General features: G+C 60.5%; 16 protein-coding genes. 8 read left to right on the forward strand and 8 right to left on the reverse strand.

Features of this window, described 5'->3' with window-relative positions; translation table 11 throughout:
- Positions 1-31 precede the first annotated feature (31 nt).
- Complete coding sequence (locus FHR98_RS16185) at positions 32-1,813, reverse strand: gamma-glutamyltransferase family protein (RefSeq protein WP_183417784.1); 1,782 nt, start codon at positions 1,811-1,813, stop codon at positions 32-34.
- Positions 1,814-1,973: 160 nt separating this feature from the next.
- Between FHR98_RS16185 and dgcN the strand changes: the two genes are divergently transcribed.
- Genes dgcN through FHR98_RS16200 form a run of 3 tightly spaced genes read left to right on the forward strand, consistent with a single transcriptional unit; the run spans position 1,974 to position 5,230 of the window.
- Positions 1,974-2,972, forward strand: coding sequence for an N-acetyltransferase DgcN (gene dgcN / locus FHR98_RS16190; RefSeq protein ID WP_183417785.1), 999 nt, complete (start codon positions 1,974-1,976; stop codon positions 2,970-2,972).
- Between the two features lie 3 nt (positions 2,973-2,975).
- Positions 2,976-3,962 (forward strand): N-acetyl-D-Glu racemase DgcA, encoded by a 987-nt coding sequence (gene dgcA / locus FHR98_RS16195; protein ID WP_183417786.1) that lies wholly within the window; start codon positions 2,976-2,978, stop codon positions 3,960-3,962.
- A gap of 47 nt (positions 3,963-4,009) precedes the next feature.
- Entirely contained in the window at positions 4,010-5,230 is a 1,221-nt protein-coding gene (locus FHR98_RS16200; RefSeq protein WP_183417787.1) for a threonine synthase, read from the forward strand.
- Here the strand turns inward: FHR98_RS16200 and nhaA are convergent.
- Entirely contained in the window at positions 5,227-6,435 is a 1,209-nt protein-coding gene (gene nhaA / locus FHR98_RS16205; RefSeq protein ID WP_322091273.1) for a Na+/H+ antiporter NhaA, read from the reverse strand. The genes FHR98_RS16200 and nhaA overlap by 4 nt on opposite strands.
- A 136-nt stretch (positions 6,436-6,571) precedes the next feature.
- Between nhaA and FHR98_RS16210 the strand changes: the two genes are divergently transcribed.
- Together FHR98_RS16210 and FHR98_RS16215 are read left to right on the forward strand one after the other, a co-directional pair.
- The gene (locus tag FHR98_RS16210; RefSeq protein ID WP_221205942.1) at positions 6,572-7,939 is read left to right on the forward strand and encodes an MATE family efflux transporter; all 1,368 of its coding nucleotides are present in this window, start codon (positions 6,572-6,574) and stop codon (positions 7,937-7,939) included.
- A gap of 1 nt (position 7,940) precedes the next feature.
- On the forward strand, positions 7,941-8,840 hold the full coding sequence (locus FHR98_RS16215) for an NAD-dependent epimerase/dehydratase family protein (protein ID WP_183417788.1): 900 nt from the start codon (positions 7,941-7,943) through the stop codon (positions 8,838-8,840).
- Positions 8,841-8,847: 7 nt separating this feature from the next.
- Here FHR98_RS16215 and dusA read toward each other — a convergent pair whose 3' ends face one another.
- The gene (gene dusA / locus FHR98_RS16220; RefSeq protein WP_322091274.1) at positions 8,848-9,861 is read right to left on the reverse strand and encodes a tRNA dihydrouridine(20/20a) synthase DusA; all 1,014 of its coding nucleotides are present in this window, start codon (positions 9,859-9,861) and stop codon (positions 8,848-8,850) included.
- A gap of 196 nt (positions 9,862-10,057) precedes the next feature.
- Between dusA and FHR98_RS16225 the strand changes: the two genes are divergently transcribed.
- Complete coding sequence (locus FHR98_RS16225) at positions 10,058-10,450, forward strand: GFA family protein (protein WP_183417790.1); 393 nt, start codon at positions 10,058-10,060, stop codon at positions 10,448-10,450.
- Positions 10,451-10,547: 97 nt separating this feature from the next.
- On the opposite strand, the gene FHR98_RS16230 is transcribed toward FHR98_RS16225, so the two are convergent.
- Positions 10,548-11,459: a PLP-dependent cysteine synthase family protein gene (locus FHR98_RS16230; protein ID WP_183417791.1), complete on the reverse strand. Its 912-nt coding sequence runs from the start codon at positions 11,457-11,459 to the stop codon at positions 10,548-10,550.
- A 123-nt stretch (positions 11,460-11,582) separates the two neighbouring features.
- Between FHR98_RS16230 and FHR98_RS16235 the strand changes: the two genes are divergently transcribed.
- On the forward strand, positions 11,583-11,960 hold the full coding sequence (locus FHR98_RS16235; protein WP_183417792.1) for a winged helix-turn-helix transcriptional regulator: 378 nt from the start codon (positions 11,583-11,585) through the stop codon (positions 11,958-11,960).
- A gap of 44 nt (positions 11,961-12,004) precedes the next feature.
- Here the strand turns inward: FHR98_RS16235 and FHR98_RS16240 are convergent, their stop codons facing one another.
- A complete protein-coding gene (locus tag FHR98_RS16240) occupies positions 12,005-12,826 on the reverse strand; it encodes a sulfotransferase domain-containing protein (protein ID WP_183417793.1) in 822 nt (273 codons plus the stop codon).
- Between the two features lie 197 nt (positions 12,827-13,023).
- Between FHR98_RS16240 and FHR98_RS16245 the strand changes: the two genes are divergently transcribed.
- Positions 13,024-13,506: a copper chaperone PCu(A)C gene (locus FHR98_RS16245; RefSeq protein ID WP_246377960.1), complete on the forward strand. Its 483-nt coding sequence runs from the start codon at positions 13,024-13,026 to the stop codon at positions 13,504-13,506.
- 31 nt (positions 13,507-13,537) lie between these two features.
- Here FHR98_RS16245 and hpnE read toward each other — a convergent pair whose 3' ends face one another.
- The 3 genes from hpnE to FHR98_RS16260 are packed head-to-tail and all read right to left on the reverse strand — an operon-like array spanning position 13,538 to position 16,481.
- Positions 13,538-14,788, reverse strand: coding sequence for a hydroxysqualene dehydroxylase HpnE (gene hpnE, locus FHR98_RS16250; RefSeq protein WP_183417795.1), 1,251 nt, complete (start codon positions 14,786-14,788; stop codon positions 13,538-13,540).
- On the reverse strand, positions 14,785-15,630 hold the full coding sequence (gene hpnD / locus FHR98_RS16255) for a presqualene diphosphate synthase HpnD (protein WP_183417796.1): 846 nt from the start codon (positions 15,628-15,630) through the stop codon (positions 14,785-14,787). Before hpnD ends, hpnE begins: the two co-directional genes overlap by 4 nt.
- Positions 15,627-16,481, reverse strand: a complete 855-nt coding sequence (locus tag FHR98_RS16260; protein WP_246377962.1) for a squalene/phytoene synthase family protein — start codon at positions 16,479-16,481, stop codon at positions 15,627-15,629. Before FHR98_RS16260 ends, hpnD begins: the two co-directional genes overlap by 4 nt.
- Positions 16,482-16,513 lie beyond the last annotated feature (32 nt).

Genomic DNA, 16,513 nt, shown 5'->3' on the forward strand with positions numbered 1-16,513 from the left:
ATGATTCCTCCCCTCTTTTAGCGCCCGTCTTTTAGCGCCCGATTGCATAACCCTGCATAAACCGCGGGTTTGCGGCGGCTTTCAATAGCCGACCCTGCCGGGTTGCCGCCGAAAGACGCCCCAACGACCAGCCGTCGACGGTCGTCGCCCGATGGCCGCGCTGGCGCAGTTCCGCCACGGTCGCATCCGGGAAGCGATCCTCCAGTGTCAAAGACCCCAGATCGGCACTCCTCGGCCAGAAGGAAGAGGGCATGTGATCGGTCTGAAACATCGGGCAATCGATCGCTTCCTGAAGCCCCATACCGTGGTGAATATGCCGCAGCAGGAAAGTCAGCGGCCATTGATCCTGGTAATCCCCGCCGGGCGTCCCGAAGGCCATGTAGGGCTCGCCGTCGCGATAGGCCAGATTGACCGAAAGAGTCGTACGCGGTCGCTTACCCGGTGCAAGACTGGCCGGCACGCCCTCCTCCAGCCAAAACATCTGGGCGCGGCTGTTCAATCCGAAGCCCAGCGCCGGAATCACAGGGGAGGACTGCAACCATCCGCCCGACGGGGTCGCCGAGACCATGTTGCCCCAACGATCAATTACGTCGATATGGCAGGTATCGCCCTTGCTCTCGCCGTTCGTCTGGACAGTAGGCTCGCCCGCCCCCATGGCGTCGAAGTCGTCATCATCGTCCAGCTCCTTGCCCGTCACGATGCGCGCATCGAACCCGGCGATCGACCCTGGCCGAAGTTCGAGCGACGCATTGTCTCCAATCAGGTTGCGCCGCGCGTCGTTGTACTCTTTCGACAGCAGTGTCTCTAGCGGTACCTCAACAAAATTTGGGTCGCCGTAGTACGCCTCTCTGTCCGCGAAGGCGAGTTTTGCGCTTTCCACGACGAGATGCACGAAATCCGGCCCGGTCGGGTCCAGTTCCGTAAAATCGAACCCGGAAAGCAACGCTAGCTGTTGGAGGAAAACCGGCCCCTGGCTCCAGGGACCGCCTTTGAGCAGGCGGTAGCCGTGATAATCGAATCCCACGGGTTCTTCATAGGTTGCCTGCCAGCCCGCCATATCCGATGCAGTCAGGACACCACGATGGCGCTCACCGGAGGAATCCATGACGGCCTCGGCCTTGCAGAAGCGCTCCATCTCCTCGGCGACGAAGCCCTGATACCATGCCCGGCGCGCCGCCTCGATCTGCTGCTCACGGCTGCCCCCGGCGGCTTCCGCCTCCGCGATCAATCGCCGGTAGGTTCCGGCCAGGACCGGATTGCTGAAAAGGCTGCCGGGTTTCGGTACCGAGCCATTCGGCAGGTAGAGATCGGCCGAAGTGTGCCACTCATCGCGAAAGAGGCTCTCGACGCGCTCGATGGTCTGACAGATTAGCGGCACCAGTGCATAGCCATCTTGAGCATAGGCAATAGCATGCCCCAGCACGTCGGCCAGTGAGAGTGTGCCGTGGTCGCGCAGCATAATCATCCAGGCATCGAATGCGCCGGGAACGACTGTTGCCAGTAATCCACTGCCGGGAACCAAATCCAGGCCTTCGCTACGGTAGTGCGCAATAGTCGCACCCGCCGGGGCGGTTCCCTGGCCGCAGATCACCTGGGCGCGCTCGGTCTTGGCGGAATGGAAGATGATCGGGACCTCGCCACCGGGTCCGTTCAGATGAGGCTCCACCACTTGCAAGGCAAAACCCATGGCGACCGCGGCATCGAACGCATTGCCGCCGCGCTCTAAGATCGCCATCCCTGCGGCGCTTGCAAGCCAGTGGGTGCTCGCGGCGACGCCGTAAGTGCCTTTGATTTCCGGTCTCGTGGTGAACATTTGTGATTCGCTCCTAATCTTGCCGCTTGCAAAGCCTTATCAAAGGCCGTTAATGAGGCCGAGAATGGACCAGGAAAGCAAGCCCTGGAAAGCAGCGCAAAATTCACTAGTATGCCGGGCGGTAATTAACCCAAAGTCGTAGTTCGGAGACAAATAAGTCATGGCTATCCAGCACCCCTATCTGATGTTTCTCGGCGATTCGCCCGATCAACTGGCTGCAAAGGTCGCCCAGGGGGTCGCTCATTGGCGCCCGGAATGGTGTTTGGGACAGCTTCGCCTGGAAGGCTGCAAAGCCGATCTGAAGCTCCCGGACATGACCTTGGCCGACGCCAGGGAGAAGGGCGTCAAAACCGTGGTGGTCGGCGTCGCCAACCGGGGCGGCGTGATTGGCGCTTCCTGGGTCGAAGTGCTGGAACAGGCACTCGACATGGGGATGGATATCGCCGCCGGTCTGCATCAGAAGGTCGCGGACGTTCCACGCCTCGCCGAAGCCGCGGCGCGCAACGGCCGCAAGCTTTTCGACGTGCGCCACCCGACCCGCAGCTTCGACGTCGCCAGTGGTGTCAAACGAAGCGGTAAGCGTCTGCTGGCCGTCGGGACGGACTGTTCGGTGGGCAAAATGTATGCCTCTTTGGCCATTGAGCAAGAGATGCGCAAGCGCGGCATCAAAGCCGACTTCCGTGCTACCGGTCAGACGGGCATTTTCATCGCCGGTGATGGTGTTTCCGTCGATGCCGTTGTCTCCGACTTCATCTCTGGCGCGACCGAATGGCTGACGCCTGAGAACGCTCCGGATCATTGGGACATCGTTGAGGGTCAGGGATCGCTCTTCCATGCCTCTTTCGCGGGCGTGTCCCTGGGGCTTCTGCACGGTTCGCAGCCCGATGCACTGGTGCTGTGCCACGAGCCGACCCGCGCACACATGCGTGGGCTCCCGGGATACAAGCTGCCGAGCATTGAAGAGGCCATTGATCTGAACCTCCGCATGGCGCGGCTGACAAATCCGGATGTTCGCTTTGTGGGCGTGGCGATCAATACCTCTGGCTTAGGCGAAGACGAAGCCCTTGGCTACCTGCAGAAAGTCGAAGCCGAAACAGGATTGCCGACGACCGACCCGGTGCGACAGGGCGTCGCCCGCATCGTCGATAATCTGGCCTGAGCCATGGCGAGGCTGACCTTAGAGATCAAGCGCGAAGCCTGGCCGCTCAAAGGCGCCTTCACAATTTCGCGCGGTTCGCGCACGGAATCGGAGGTGGTGGTCGCCACCATCTCGGATGGCACCGTCACTGGGCGGGGCGAGTGCGTGCCCTATCGGCGCTATGGCGAGACTATCGAGGGTGTCATGCGGGACATCGAAGGGATGCGCCCAGCCTTGGAGCAAGGGCTGGACCGCAGGGGTCTTCAGTCCGCCTTACCCGCCGGTGCCGCCCGGAATGCGCTCGATTGTGCGTTCTGGGACCTGGAATCCAAGCTCGCTGGAAAACGCGCCTGGGACCTTGCCGGACTGCCGGAGCCGCTGAATGTTGTGACCGCCTACACCCTGTCACTCGATACGCCGGAAAAGATGGGCGAGGCCGCCCTGGCGGCTGCTTCCCGACCGCTGTTGAAGCTGAAACTGGCCGGGCCGGAAGACCTGGATCGCGTCGCCGCCGTGCGAAAGAACGCAGCAGACGCGCGTTTGATCGTCGATGCCAACGAAGGTTGGGACATCAATGCATATCGAACGCTGGCGCCAAAACTGGCCGATCTCGGCGTGACGATGATCGAACAGCCTTTGCCGGCAGGGGATGACGACGCGCTCTCTGGAGAAGCGCGGCCGGTGCCGCTCTGCGCCGATGAATCCTGCCATGATCGCAGCAGCCTGTCGAAGCTGACCGGCAAATACGATTTCATCAATATCAAGCTGGATAAGGCTGGAGGCTTGACCGAAGCCCTGGCCCTCAGGCAGGAAGCCGAAAAAGCCGGGTACCGCATCATGGTGGGTTGTATGATGGCAACTTCCTTGGCAATGGCGCCCGCCATGCTGGTTGCCCAAGGTGTTGAAGTCACAGATCTGGACGGCCCCTTGTGGATGGCTAAGGACCGAACAGACGCCTTGCAGTTCGAGGGTAGCCGCATGGTGCCGCCAAGCGCCAAACTTTGGGGCTGAATCCGGACATAAGCCGGGGTTGCGGCAGGATACGAAGGATTTAGGAAATGCAACTGGAAACGCCGACGTTCGTATCTCATCTCGAATGCTCCATGACCGGCAAGGTTTACGAAGCTGATCGGGTTCATGGCCTGTCCGAAGCAGGACGGCCTCTGTTGGTTCGCTACGACCTGGAGGAACTGGGTCGTTCGATCACGAAGACCGCGCTACGCGAACGCCGCGGCCATGGGTTCTGGCGCTACCGTGAATTCCTGCCCGTGCGCCGTGCGGCGAATGTTGTCAGTTTGGGTGAGGTCATCACGCCCTTGATCGCTCTTGACCGCCTGGGACAGCAACGCGGTCGGCTTTTGGTCAAGGACGAGGGCAGGCTTCCCACGGGCTCATTCAAGGCCAGAGGGCTGGCGCTTGCGGTGGCGATGGCCAAGGAACTGGGCTTGAAGCATCTGGCCATGCCGACGAACGGAAATGCCGGTGCCGCCATGGCCGCCTACGCCTCCCACGCGGGGTTGCGTTCAACAGTCTTTGCGCCAGCGGACACGCCCGAGATCAATCTACGGGAGATCGCCGCGCAAGGCGCCGATGTTTACCGGGTCAACGGTCTGATCAACGACTGCGGCAAGATCGTCGGCGAGGGCAAGGATAAGACCGGCTGGTTCGATCTTTCCACGCTGAAGGAGCCCTACCGGATCGAAGGTAAGAAGACCATGGGCCTGGAACTGGCCGAACAATTGGGTTGGAAGCTCCCGGATGTGATCTTTTATCCGACCGGCGGCGGCACCGGTTTGATCGGCATGTGGAAAGCTTTCCAGGAGTTGGCCGAAATCGGCTGGATCGGCGGCAAGCGCCCCCGCATGGTGGCCGTCCAGGCAACCGGCTGTGCCCCTATCGTCAAGGCATGGGAAGACGGCGTGGAACATGCGCCGCTCTGGGAGAACGCACATACGGTGGCGGCGGGAATTCGCGTCCCGGTCGCTGTCGGTGATTTTCTGATCCTGCGGGCCGTGCGTGAATCGGGCGGTTTCGCCATGGCGCTTGACGATGACGTCATCATGGAGGCCCGCGACCGCTGTGCGCGGGAAGAAGGACTGTTGCTTTGCCCTGAGGGCGCAGCGACGCTGGCTGCCTACGAGCGCTCACTCAGGGAAGGATTGGTGAAGCCGACCGACAAGGCGGTTCTCTTCAACTGCGCCACCGGCCTTAAGTATCCATTGCCCGAGGCGACGGCGAGCCTGGATCGCACCAAGCCGATCGACTACAGCCAGTTTTAATCGGAGCCGACCTCGGCCGGATTTGAGCGATCGGCAGCGGAGGATTCACCGCCGCGCGGCAACGTCCGCGCCAGAAGCAGATACCCCGCCAACCCCGAAATGAGCGATCCGCCCAAGACGCCGATACGCACGGGTGCGCCGTAGCCCTCGGCGGGAAATGCCAATGTTCCGATAAACAGGCTCATCGTAAAGCCGATACCGGCCAACAGCGCTGCACCATAGAAATGCGGCCAAGCCACGCTTTGCGGCAGTTTGCAAAGACCGGCGCGAATGGCCACCCAGGAAAAGCCGACGACGCCGATCTGCTTGCCGAAGAACAGGCCCAAAGCGATACCCATCGGGATCGGCGACAGAACATCGTCCATCGTGATGCCGCCCAGGAAGACACCAGCGTTGGCAAAGGCAAAAAGCGGCAGAATACCGTAGGCCACCCAGGGGTGGAGGGCGTGCTCAAGGTCATAAAGAGGTGTTTTTTCATTCGCTTTCAGCGGTATGCAGAAAGCCACGGCGACGCCCGCCAATGTGGCGTGCACGCCGGACTTCAATACGCAGACCCAAAGCGCAATTCCCAGAATCCAGTATAGCGACATGCGGGTCACGCCCATCAGATTCAATGTCACGAGCCCCACCAGGAAGAGCGCGCCAAAACCCAAAGATACGACGGACAGGTCGGCCGTGTAGAACAGCGCGATGATCACGATGGCTCCCAAGTCATCGATGATCGCCAGCGCCGTCAGGAACACCTTCAACGCCAGCGGAACACGGCTGCCCAATAACGCCAAAACACCCAGCGCAAATGCGATATCCGTAGCCGCCGGGATTGCCCAACCCAGACGGGCGACCGGGTCTCCACCATTGAAGATGAGATAAATCGCAGCCGGCACCACCATGCCGCCCAGCGCCGCGACCGCAGGCAACATAACCTGATCCCGGCGCGACAGTTCGCCAACCAAAACCTCGCGTTTGATTTCCAGTCCGACCAACAGGAAGAAGATCGCCATCAGGCCGTCGTTTACCCAGAGAAGCAGCGGCTTAGCTATCAGCAACGTGCCGATCTGAACCTTTACAGGGGTGTTGAGAAAATCCGCATAGACATCTCCCAGGCCACCATTGGCAAAGACCATTGCCAGAATTGCAGCGGCAACCAGAAACAACCCGGCGGTCGCTTCCATCTTCAAAAAATCGCGGATCAAGACCATTGGCACGGCATATCTTCCTCTGAGCTATTCAGTAGTAGCGACTATGACGGAGCGCGGTTTTATTACAAAGGCAATCTTGACCTAAAACCAACACTCTGCACTGTCTAGCCCCTGCGAGCTTGCGCTATACAACCGGGATATCATGAAACTGAGCGACGACAGCAGAATGTGGCACAAGCGTATCCTGACGCTGGCTGTGCCGATCATTCTCTCCAACATCTCCGTACCCCTGTTGGGTGCGGTGGACACCGCCGTGATGGGTCATCTGCCGGATCCCGCCTACATCGGCGCCGTTGCGGTAGGCGGAATCATCTTCAGTTTCCTCTATTGGGGATTCGGGTTTCTTCGCATGGGAACAACGGGTTTTGCAGCCCAGGCTTTCGGCGCGAAAGACAGCAATGAGCTCCGCGCCACGCTGGCAAGACCTATCTTGCTGGCGACGATTCTAGGCGTTGCCATCGTCGTCTTGCAGGTTGGTATCCGTCCCTTGGCCTTCACATTTATGTCCGCATCGGACCAAGTTGAAGCGCTGGCCGTCGTTTATTTCGACATTCGTATCTGGGGTGCGCCTGCGACACTCATCACCTACGCCCTGCTTGGTTGGCTTCTGGGTATTGGGAACGCGCGGGCGATACTTCTGCTGCAGGTCGTCCTCAACGGCCTCAACATAATCCTCAATTTGCTGTTCGTGCTGGGTTTTGGCATGACTGTCGACGGCGTGGCGCTGGCGACCCTGATTTCCGAATACGCGGCTCTGGCGCTGGGTCTGGTCATCGCGGCGCGGGCATTAAGTGCCTGGCCTGGAAACTGGAACCTGAAAAACCTCCTGAACCGCAAGCGACAGGGGGCATTGCTGCGGGTCAATGCCGATATTTTCCTGCGCACCTTCTGTCTACAGATTGCCTTTTTCAGCTTTACCTCGCAGAGCGGCAAGCTTGGCGAACTGCAACTCGCCGCCAACGCCATCCTTCTGCAGATGCATACCTTCATGGGCTACGCGGTAGACGGCTTCGCTCATGCGGTCGAAGTGCTGGCCGGCAATGCTATCGGCGCAAGGTCACGCGCGGCATTCCGCAGCGCTATCAAGACATCGACTATCTGGGCGGCGGGCTTCGCGCTGTTCTTCACGCTCCTTTTCGCCTTTACCGGCAAGTCGATCATCGCGCTTTACACTGATATCGAGCCTCTGCGCGAAACAGCGGCCTTGTATCTGCCCTGGGTCGTGGCCCTGCCGTTACTGTCGGTTTGGTCATATCAATTGGACGGCATTTTCATTGGTGCGACGCGGACCGGCGCGATGCGTAATGCAATGGTCCTTTCGCTTGGTATATTTATCCTCGCATCGTGGTTGCTCGTGCCAAACTACAACAATCACGGCCTCTGGCTTGCACTATCGCTTTTCATGGCCGGACGGGCTGTTACCCTGGGTGCGTTCTATCCGGCGCTGGTGCGTTCGATAAGCGAGCGAGATCAATCAACGTCTGAGCCCGCCTCAGCTGGGAGTGGTTGAAATGCGCGTGGCCGTTACAGGAGCCTCCGGGTTTGTCGGCGAAGCCCTGATCCGAGACCTGTTGGCGCGCGGACACGACCTCGCTTGCAGCTACGCCAGCCGTTCGCCCTTGGCCGCGGACGCACGCGTCTCTTGGCACCGCATCGAAGAACTCTCCGGCGATAGCGATTGGCGGTCTCTCGTAGCGGGCGCCGGGGTCGCGGTGCATCTAGCCGCCCGCGCCCATAGGGCAGATCAAAACCAAGCCGGACTTCGTCTGCAACGCCAAGCCAATGTCGAGGCAAGTTTGGCGCTAGCCCATCAAGCCAAGGCCGCTGGCGTGGCGCGCCTGGTATTTGTTTCCTCCATCGGCGCGGGTCTGGAGCGCACGCCCTACCAGATCGCCAAGCGAGAAGCCGAGCAGAAGTTAGCGGTGCTCTGTCGCGAGCTTTCCCTGGAACTGGTTGTACTGCGACCGCCTTTGGTCATTGGACCGCAGCCGCCCGGCAATCTGGCAACGCTGATGCGCTGGATCGACAAGGGGCGTCCTTTGCCCTTCGCCAGCGTTCAGAATGCCCGCAGCTTCATCGCCCGGGAAAATCTGGCCTCCGCGATCGCTGCCTGCCTCGATCACCCCAGCGCAGCCGGACGGCTCTTCGAGGTTGCGGACACCCCGCCCCTATCAACACCGGGGCTGATCAAGGCCCTGGCGCGGGCCATGGGCAAGCCTGCTCGGCTCTTTCCCATGCCGCCCGTGCTTCTGGGTGGCGTTCTTATGCTGCTGGGCCGCGGGGAGATGGCACAAAGTCTGTTGGGAAACCTGACTGCCAATCCGGCGGAGTTTCGCAACACTTTGGGCTGGAGGCCCACGGTATCTCTGGAAGCGGCGATCGAGGAAATGGCTCAGGCAAAGCTTGAGTAGAGACCGGTCAGGCCGCCGCCTTACGCGCCAGCAGTTCTTCGACCTGCTCGCAGGCGCGCGACACGACTTCGGGCCCGGCGCCCGGCTTATGGGCTTCCTCGCTTAAGACCCGCCGCCAGACACGCGCACCGGGCAGACCGTTGTAGAGCCCCAGAATATGCCGGGTGATGGATTTCAAGGGCACGCCGCGGCTCATCTGTCGCTCGATGTAGGGCAAGAGTTGCACAACAATCTCCCGCCGCTCCGGCACCGCGGCTTGGTCGCCGAAGAAGGCTCGATCCGCCGCCGCCATGATGTAGGGATTCTGATAGGCAGACCGGCCGATCATCACGCCGTCCACACCTTCGTCCAGATGCGCCGACGCTTCCTCCAGACTTTGAATACCGCCGTTGATCACGACAATCAGATCGGGGCGCTCCTGCTTCAAACGGTAGACGCTGCCGTAGATTAAAGGCGGCACCTCGCGGTTTTCCTTCGGGCTTAAGCCCTTTAGCCAGGCCTTGCGTGCATGGACGATGAAACAGTCCGCACCGCCTTCCTGGGAGACGATATCCACGAAGGCGCGCAAGTCCCCATAGTCGTCCATTTGGTCGATACCGATCCGGCACTTAACCGAAACCGGGATTTTCACCGCCTGGCGCATGGCCGCGACACCCGCCGCCACGACCGTCGGTTCGGCCATCAGGCAGGCACCGAAACGACCGTTCTGAACGCGGTCGCTGGGGCAACCAACGTTAAGGTTGATCTCGTCGTAACCGGCGGCTTCGCCCATGGCCGCCGCCTCGGCCAGCTCAGCCGGATCGCAGCCGCCGAGTTGCAACGCCACGGGATGCTCCGCCCTATCGAAGGCCAACAGGCGCTCACGCGGGCCGTGCAACAGGGCGCCGGTCGTCACCATCTCGGTATAGAGCAGCGTGCGCTTCGTCAGCAGCCTGAGGAAAAAACGATCATGCCGATCCGTCCAATCCATCATAGGCGCGACGCTCAGCCGCCGATCTATTGTAGTCTGTTGATTTCTCACAATAATTCTTGACGCCCTGAACTCTCACCAACTGCATTGATGCCGCTAAGGGGCAATTCTCTACCACGTCTGCCCCCTTCGAGTCATGGGCAGGCTTTCCCGCGACGCTTACGGCCGCGCCGAAAGCGGCGATTGCAAGGTATCTGCCGTTCGTTGTACCCCTTTTCTGACAGCTTGATCTCAGAGGAGACGCAGCATGGAAAGAGTCACCGGCGGTTGCCTCTGCGGCAAGGTCCGAATTGTAGCGTCGGGCCCGCCTTATCGGGTCGGTCTTTGTCACTGCCTCGACTGCCGCAAACATCACGGAGCGCTGTTTCACGCCTCGGCCATCTTTCCTCAGGATGCGGTGACGGTCGAGGGCGAAACACGCGACTACGCCGGACGGCATTTCTGCCCCGGCTGTGGCTCCTCCGTTTTCGCGCGCAGCGGCGACGAGGTCGAGGTGAATTTGGGGTCGCTCGATGCCCCCGACCAATTGAAACCCACTTACGAAAGCTGGATCGTTCGTCGCGAGTCCTGGCTGCCGCCCTTTCCGATTAAAAAACGATACGACCGCGACCGTGACAACACCGGCCGCTCCGAGGACTAGGCCGAAGAAAAAAAGGCGCCTAGCCCCCCGGTAACAGGACCGTGCCGTTCGGGGATACGGAGCACGCCAGGAAAGATTTTAGGACAGCGCCGGAAAATCACCTGTAAAGGTCGTTGTTCAAGTATCGCAGGCCGGTATCGATGACCACGGTCACAATCTTCTTTCCGGGTCCCAGTTCCCTGGCCCGCTGGAGGGCGGTCCAGATGTTGGCGCCTGAGGTTATGCCACCGAGCAGACCTTCGCACCGCGCCAAGGAACGCGCGCCCCAATAGGCGTCTTCATCTTTTACGGACACAACATGGTCAATCAGATCGCGCCGCAGAATCGACGGTACGAACGACAACCCGATTCCTTCGAGCTTGTGACTCCCGCTGGTGTCACCGCCCGATATATTGCGGACATGATAAGGTTCGATTGCGATGACCCGCGTTTTGGGGTTGTGGTCCTTCAGTATCTCCGCATTGCCGGAAATACAGCCGCCGCCGCCCGCTGCCATGACAAACTCGTCTATGGGACCGTCAATCTGCGAGATAATTTCACGCGCCATACCGTGATAACCCAGCTTATTGTCCAGGTTGTTCACCTGATCCGGCCAGAACGTGCCCGGCTTGTCCGCCAGATCCTTGGCGCGGGCGATCATCCGATTGATCACATCCGCGGTCAGAATACCCCCGTCCGCGTGAATGATTTCTACCTCCGCACCAAAGGCGCGCATGGTTTGCAGCTTCTCTTCGGAAAAGCCGTTTGAAGACACGAAACGGGCCTTATAGCCACGGGTTGCGCAAACCATCGCCAGGGAACTACCCGTACTGCCGCCGGTGTATTCGACGACGCATCCGCCTGGCTTCAGATCGCCACGCCGTTCTGCACCTTCAATCATCGACAGAGCCATTCTGTCTTTCATGCTGCCGGTCGGGTTGGCCCCCTCCCATTTCACAAATACATCCGCGCTGTCTGAACCAGGCAAATGGTTCAACTTGATCAATGGCGTGTTCCCGATCGCCCGCATCGATGTTCTCCGCAGTTGTGCGCCTAATGTCACTTGCATATTAAAAGTTACTGCCGACGTCAAACTTTCATTTTAAAAGTGACCACTGTATGAAGGAGCAGGTAAAAACTCTTGGAGCAGGATATGCCGCATCAGCATCATGACTTTCGCTCGCGCTGCTCAATTGCCCGAAGTTTGGAAATTCTGGGCGATAAATGGACTTTATTGGTCGTGCGCGACCTGTTGTGGCACGGGAAGCACACTTTCCGGGATCTGCAAGGCAGCGAGGAGCGCATGCCAACCAACCTGCTATCAGAACGCCTGAAGCGACTGATGGAATGGGGATTGGTACGGCGCGAACCCTACCAGGATCGGCCGCTTCGCTATTGCTACTATTTGACCGACAAGGGGATCGAGTTGGAACCCATCCTCTTGCAGATCATGAGCTGGGGACATTCTCATCTGGGAGGCGGGCTTTATGATCCAGCTCAGGACAAGACCGTGGCTGAAGCGCGCTTCTAGACGTTAGCGGACACTGGCCTCCGCCTGCCTTCAGGCCCGGGGCGTCAGCGCGAATAACCTAGCTTTTCCATCAGGGGGCCGAAGGTCGTCGTTATCGGCGCAAAGACGCCCTGGTCCTCAACCTCCTGCCATTGCTTGGCGCGGCCCTTTCTGAAAAACCCGCCCTCGCGTACGGCCTCCTTGAAGCCGCCACGCAATTCGGCCTCCTTCAGGGAAGAGAAGGAGGTTTCCTCGACCACCCGTGCGATCTCGGCCATGGAATGGGAAAACCCGAGCGTCCGGCTAATCGTCGCGATAGACTTGGCCGGATTGGTGTGCATGTCCTCGTAGCGAAGCAGCAACAATGGAAAGCGCTTTTGCTGGGTCCAGCTCTTCACATGCAGGCCCCAGCTGCCCAACATCTCTGCCTTACCCGGCTCGCCCTTCCTGGTGATGAACTTCTCGGGATTGCAGAGCGCTGCCACGGCATCCGCCAGGCCGCATTGAAAATGATAGGAATAGGAAATCGCCACGTCGCGCGGATCGCGCACGACGTAAATCGCCCCCTCGGTCATCTCACTGTCCGGAAAAGGCACGCCTCCAAAACGCGCGGCGATGTTATGGGTCTTCATGAAGACCCGGTCCCGCGTCGCCTCAGAAACCAGGAAAGCCTGGACATCGCGCCAGTATGCGCTGGCTGCCCCCTGCACACCCTCGGCCAGCGGCAGCTTGCGGTCCTTGATATAGCTGTTCGTCGCGCCGTTGAAGGACGGCGGCAAGAGATTCAAATCCAGCGCCTCGCCCTGCGACAACAAACGGTCGACAATGGTACGCAACCAAGTGTTTCCGCTCTTTGGATAACTCGCCAACCAAAGGATTTTCGCCATCGCCCCGACACCACCCGTCCAATTGCTGTCTTACTAACGTCCTGCCCTCCTTACCTCGCACAGAGCCTTGCCGCGAGGCAACCACCCAGATCATGCTTTGTAGTGAGGCCTGCGACGCTTATGACCTTTGCCCTACCGCACTCTGGACCTTATGCTGCGCCCACCACAACAACCCGGAGAGAATCCCCGTGAGACCGATGTTCAGCTTCTTTGCCGCCGTGCTCCTCCTTGCCGCCACGCAAGCCATGGCAAGTGATCTCTCCACCAACAACGCCTGGTCGCGGGTCACCATGGGTGCCGGACATACAGGAGCCGTCTTTTTGGAGATCACCAACCAGAGCCAGGAGCCGCGACGTCTGGTCTCGGCGGAAACGAGCCTTGCCGAGCGCGCAGAGGTGCACAGCAATGAAATGGTCGACGGCGTCATGAAAATGCGCCGCATGGAGGAAATCGAGATTCCAGCGGGCGAAACCGTGACCCTGGAGCCTGGTGGCCTGCATGTCATGCTTTTCGGGCTGACCCAGGCGCTTAAGGAAGGTGAGCACTTTGATGTCAAGCTGATGTTCGACGACGGCGCGGAGGTCACGGCGACCGTGATGGTCATGCCGATTGGCCACATGGGTGGCGCTATGGACGGCCATATGGGCAACCACTCCGGCTCCAGCCACACGACCAACTGACTCCCAGGACTCCAACCCCCGGCGGAAATCGTCACCTAGACAGGATTGCCGCTGCCGCCAGACGGCCAGACAAGACGGCGCTCTCGATCGTGGCTGGATAACCGGTATCGCACCAATCGCCGGCGATAAACAGGTTGGAGAACGCCGTGCGACTTGCGCGACGGCGCCCTGCCGCAGCCGGACTTTGCAAGGGAGTTGCGCGGCGTTCCTTGATGACCCGGAAAGGCGGCGTATCGATCTCGCCCAGTTGCAAGGCCGCTGCCACTTCGGGCCATAGCATTTGGGCCAGTGTCTCCGGTGCATCCGCCATCCAGCGCTCGCCATCGCTGATCGTTACGCTAACCACATCGCCGCGCCTGAAAATCCACTGAATCCTACCGCCCAGAACACCCAGGAAGGGCTCCAGGGTCTTGTGATCGACCGACTTGGGCAATCGGTAATGCAGATTGACGATGGCCTTGGTTTCCACTTGAGGGAGGAAGCGTTCCTGCAACGCATCGCAGCCCCAGGGCGGAATGGCCAGGACGACAGCCTCCCCCGGCTTCAAATCACTGCGCCCGGCGGCAAACTCGAGATGATCGACGCCTCCGGCCGACAGGCCGATATCCTTTAATCGATGATGATAAAGCGGCTGAATGTTTCTTTGCGCCAGAAACGCCAGGGCCGGCTCGACCAGCGCCGGGCCGAGGCCCTCGGCGGGCAGTAGCGGGCGACAGGCGGCTGCGCCCTTGAACAAGGTTTGTCGCAGTACCCGAGCGAGAAGGCTTGCCGACACCGCCTCCGGCGGGCCGTTCATCACAGCCAGGGTCAAGGGTTCGATCAAAGGGCGATACAGTGCGTGGTTGGATGACACGAGGTCCGTCACCACCGCCCCCTCGCGGACAAACAGAAATCGCAGCAGCGCCGACAGGTCGCGCGGGCGCACGCCGGGCAAGGCTTTGCAAATGCCCAGGGCGCCTTTCAGCCGGCCGGATTCCAAATTCAGGGCCCAACGGCGCGTGTCGGCAAGATCGACGAAGGGAAAGCGCGCCGGCAAATTCTCGCGCAGCCCGCGTCTTGCATCCAGAAGATCGAGATAAGCCAGGACCTCGCGGTTGGCACTGAGCAGCAGATGGTTACCGTTATCCAGAAGGCATTCGAGGGCTGGATCCCGATAGCTCCGACAGCGCCCGCCGGCGTGACCGGATTGCTCGTAAAGCAGAGGCTTCAGGCCCGCCGCCGCCAGTCGAACCGCCGCGCTCAATCCGGCCAATCCGCAACCGATGACATGTACCCTGCTCATCGCCGCAGCAGTTCCCGGCAAACAAGCCATAGCTTCTCTGGAGCGGAAAGGCGCACAGGTTCATGTGGCCGCCAGCCTTGGTTCGACAGCTTGACCAGCAAGCGGGCATAGAACGCTAGCATGATCCGTGGCGCCAACAAGGAGCGGCTGCCGCGCCGCTGAATCTCGCTGCGCGCTTCGGCAAAGTCCGCTTCGGCGTGCCTGGCCACCCGACCGCAAGCCAACGCCAGTTTGGGGTCGCGCAGGACCGCATCAGGAAGGGATGATTCGATCCCGGCCTCGGCCAGAATTTCGGCAGGCAGATAGAGTCTTCCCCGACGCGCATCCTCGGCCAAATCCCGCAAGATGTTGGTGAGTTGCAGGGCTTCGCCAAGCGCGATGGCCAAGCGGTCATCCGCCGTCGCCGGAAAACCCAAGATACGCAGGGTCAGCACACCGATCGAGCCGGCGACCCGGCGGCAGTACTGCGCGAGATCCTGCCAGGGAGGCGCGCAAACCGGCGTCGCCAGGTCCGACGCCATGCCCTCGATCAGGGCCAGAAACTCCGCTTTCGGCAGATCAAACTCCGCAATCGGACCCTGCAAGGCCTTGCCAATCAGTGTCTGTGGGCGTCCCGCATAAAGCGTTTCGATCTCCTCGCGCCAGGCGTCCAAACCCGCCAAACGCTCCTTTACAGGACCGTCGCCGTCGGCCACATCGTCAACGGCCCGGCTGAAGGCGTAAAGCGCATACATGCCGCGCCTGCGCGGGGCCGAGACAAGGCGCATGCCCCAGAAAAAGGAACTGCCGGAATCGCGCACGATTCGCAGTGCTTCCCTCTCCGCTGCCGCCGCGTCCATCATGTCGTCTCCCTTCGCGGACCCATTGCGGCAATGAAGCCGGATAGGGCCGCAACCAGGAAATCGAACCGGGACAGCCGGATCGACCGGGCCAAAGGATCGCGCTTGCGCAGGCGTAACAGCAATTTTACGGCAAGGGCTTGTGTGGTGGCCGCCTGAAAAGCCAGGCGCCGGTCTTTAATACAGCGAGCGAGCGGCGCTGATTTGGACAGCAGTCGCCCCGTTTCATCAAGACAACGGTCCAACACTTGGCGCAATCCCGGTGAACTGGCTTCTGCTTCCAGGTCCCCGATATCGCAGCCGCATTCGGCCATCCAATTCCCCGGTAGATAACAGCGGGTAAGGGCTTGCCAGTCCGACTTGCAATCTTGCAAATGGTTGAGGATCTGCAGCCCGCTGCAAAGCGCATCACTCTGCGCTTCAAGCGCTGCATCCTCGCCGTGAAGCGCAAGCAGAAAGCGGCCCACCGGATTCGCTGAGTGTCGGCAGTAGGCTCGCAGATCACTCCAGGTTGCGATCTCCACACCCTCCGCATCTTGACGAAAGGCAGTCAGCAACTGACCGGCGAGATCGAGCGGCAACGCCCGGTTCATCAGTTCTCTCCGGAGTGCGAGTGCAGGCTGAATCGGTCCCGTTCCTTCCAACAATCCTTTCTCGAAGGCAGCGAGATCAGCAAGCTTGCGCTCGGCCGGGATGTCTGGCGCATCAGCCACATCGTCGGCTGCGCGGGCGAAAGCGTAGTAAGCCAACACCGTGTCGCGCTTGTCGCGCGCCAACAGGCGCGACGCCACTGGGAAGTTCTCCTGTGACGCTGTCTTACCCTGGAGTGGTTCATTGGGTTCCCGCTGTTTCATGGCAGCCACGCTAACCGATCCCAAAGACCCTG

The organism is Limibacillus halophilus, assembly GCF_014191775.1.
GTDB lineage: Bacteria > Pseudomonadota > Alphaproteobacteria > Kiloniellales > CECT-8803 > Limibacillus > Limibacillus halophilus.